Source organism: Candidatus Aquicultor secundus (assembly GCF_002791875.1).
Lineage (GTDB): Bacteria > Actinomycetota > Aquicultoria > Aquicultorales > Aquicultoraceae > Aquicultor_A > Aquicultor_A secundus.
In genome coordinates this window covers 23,698-25,825 of record NZ_PFNG01000157.1, presented here as the reverse complement: position 1 = coordinate 25,825, position 2,128 = coordinate 23,698, and the positions used below count along the sequence as shown (strand labels likewise).

Sequence of the window (2,128 nt, the reverse complement as noted above, 5' to 3'; positions counted from 1 at the left end):
TGAGTGTTCTCTAGATTCGGAGTTTATCCTGAGCGATAGCGAAGGACCTGCTCAGAATGACAATTGCCGGCGTTCACCATTCGCTAATCGCTCCTTAATAATGACAATTGCTGGTGCTCAGAATGACACTTAACGAACCCTAAGTCATAGATTTACGAAGCTATCAGCTGCAAGTAAATATGTGATATTCTGGAATAGTCGAATAAGGCAACAATATAAGTGAAAATATCTTCTTAAAGGTGGTACGAAACGTGAAGCTTGCGGTACTTACCGTAACCGAGAACGGCGTTAAAATCGCCGATCGGATAAAAGGACAGCTGAAGGATGAGGTTGAGATATTCGAGCCCCCTAAAGCAGAGGACCAAAAACCCTGGCTTATGGAGCTGGTTAAAGACGTCTTTCAAAAGTATGACGCAATGGTCTTTGTCTCGGCTGTCGGCATTGCCGTAAGGGCGCTTGCCCCTCACTTAAAGGACAAAACAGTAGACCCGGCCGTAGTTGTGGTCGACGATGGCGGCTCTTACTCGATAAGCCTTGTATCGGGTCATATCGGTGGTGCAAACGATCTCGCGCGGAAAGTCGCCGATGCGGTCGGCGCGATGCCTGTCATCACGACGGCGACCGACATCGCGGGTAAGCCGGCCATCGACCTCTTTATGAAGGACTTGGGGTTGAAAACTACGGATATCGCTGCGCTTAAACGCGTATCCTCAGGCATTCTTCGCGGCGAGTCGGCGTGCATATTCGCCGATATCGGGCTCGGCCGCTGGGGAGATAGGGCGAAAGCTTCATACAGCGTACGGCCGCTGAGCCAGCTTAAGAAATACAGCAAATATTACGACCACATTGTGGTTGTCGTAGAGGATAAACCGGTCGAGACGGTCAAAAAGGCGCTCGTTCTTAAAACACGGCGCGTTTTTGCCGGCGTCGGCTTCAAAAAGGAAATCACCCCTGAAAAAATAAAACAGGCAATCAGAGGATCTCTTGCAAAAGAAGGACTTCACGCTCATAACCTTAAAGGGATAGCGAGTATAGATATTAAAAGCGAAGAGGAAGCGCTGTTTAAAGCAGCGGAACATTTTAATGTTGGGGTTTCCTTGTATCCTGCAGTGGAGCTTGATGAGGTCGCACCAAGCAGATCAGATTTTGTGATGGATAAGGTAGGTGCTGGAGGAGTATGCGAACCCGCGGCAATTCTGGCCTCGAAGGGTGGAGCGTTAATAGCTCCGAAAACGGTTTACGGCAAGGTAACCGTGGCTCTGGCAGAGGAGGAATAATAGTAGTAGGCATCGGCCCCGGCAACGAGGCCGATATGACGGTTGGGGCAAGAGATGCGCTCCAGGTATGCGATACCGTCGTTGGATATAAAAGCTACGTAAAGACTATCTCTGAGCTGGCTCAGGGAAAAGAAATACTGCAATTCGGAATGCGCAAAGAAGTCGAGCGCTGTACTAAGGCAATCGAGCTTGCAAAAGAAGGAAAGCTCGTAGCCCTCGTAAGCAGCGGCGATCCCGGTATCTACGGGATGGCCGGCCTCGTTCTTGAGCTTGCCGCTTCCGAGGATATCGATATCGAGGTACTACCCGGCGTAAGCGCGGTAAACGCCGCTGCGTCGGCTCTGGGTGCGCCGCTTATGCACGACTTTGCGGTGATAAGCCTCAGCGACCTGTTGACCCCATGGGAGAAAATCGAAACTCGGTTGAGATGCGCCGCGTCGGCCGATTTTGTAACGGCCCTCTACAACCCCAAGAGCACAAAGCGCAACTGGCAAATAATAACCGCTCGAGATATCTTCATGCAATTCAGGAACCCTAAAACGCCGGTCGGCCTGTATGCCAAGTCGAACGGGGCACAGAACTATTTTATAAGCGACCTGGCTTCATTCGTCGATCTACCCATTGATATGAATACAACCGTTATCATAGGAAATAGCCAGACCTATGTGGCCGACGGCCGGATGATTACGCCACGAGGCTACAAGATATGATCCTGGTCCTCGGCGGCACCACTGAGGCGAACCGGCTCGTACAACTATTAATAGAGAAAAACATCCAGGCAATTGTGAGCACCGTTTATGATTTTGCCGAGGAATTCATCCCCAAGAGCCCCCTTATAACGCATAGAAGCG

3 protein-coding genes are annotated in these 2,128 nt (G+C 50.6%); all 3 read left to right on the top strand.

What is annotated here, in order from left to right; genetic code table 11:
• Positions 1-251 precede the first annotated feature (251 nt).
• Positions 252-1,277: a cobalt-precorrin 5A hydrolase gene (locus COY37_RS06590; RefSeq protein WP_286678775.1), complete on the top strand. Its 1,026-nt coding sequence runs from the start codon at positions 252-254 to the stop codon at positions 1,275-1,277.
• A gap of 35 nt (positions 1,278-1,312) precedes the next feature.
• Positions 1,313-1,987: a precorrin-3B C(17)-methyltransferase gene (cobJ, locus tag COY37_RS06585; RefSeq protein ID WP_286678776.1), complete on the top strand. Its 675-nt coding sequence runs from the start codon at positions 1,313-1,315 to the stop codon at positions 1,985-1,987.
• Positions 1,984-2,128: precorrin-6A/cobalt-precorrin-6A reductase (locus tag COY37_RS11865; protein WP_353683006.1), on the top strand; the 145-nt coding region annotated here is incomplete at its 3' end. The genes cobJ and COY37_RS11865, both read left to right, overlap by 4 nt.

What these genes read in the sequence shown, in the direction of transcription:
- cobJ (WP_286678776.1), top strand. Translation starts at nt 1,313, where the DNA reads ATGACGGTTGGGGCAAGAGATGCGCTCCAGGTATGCGATACCGTCGTT.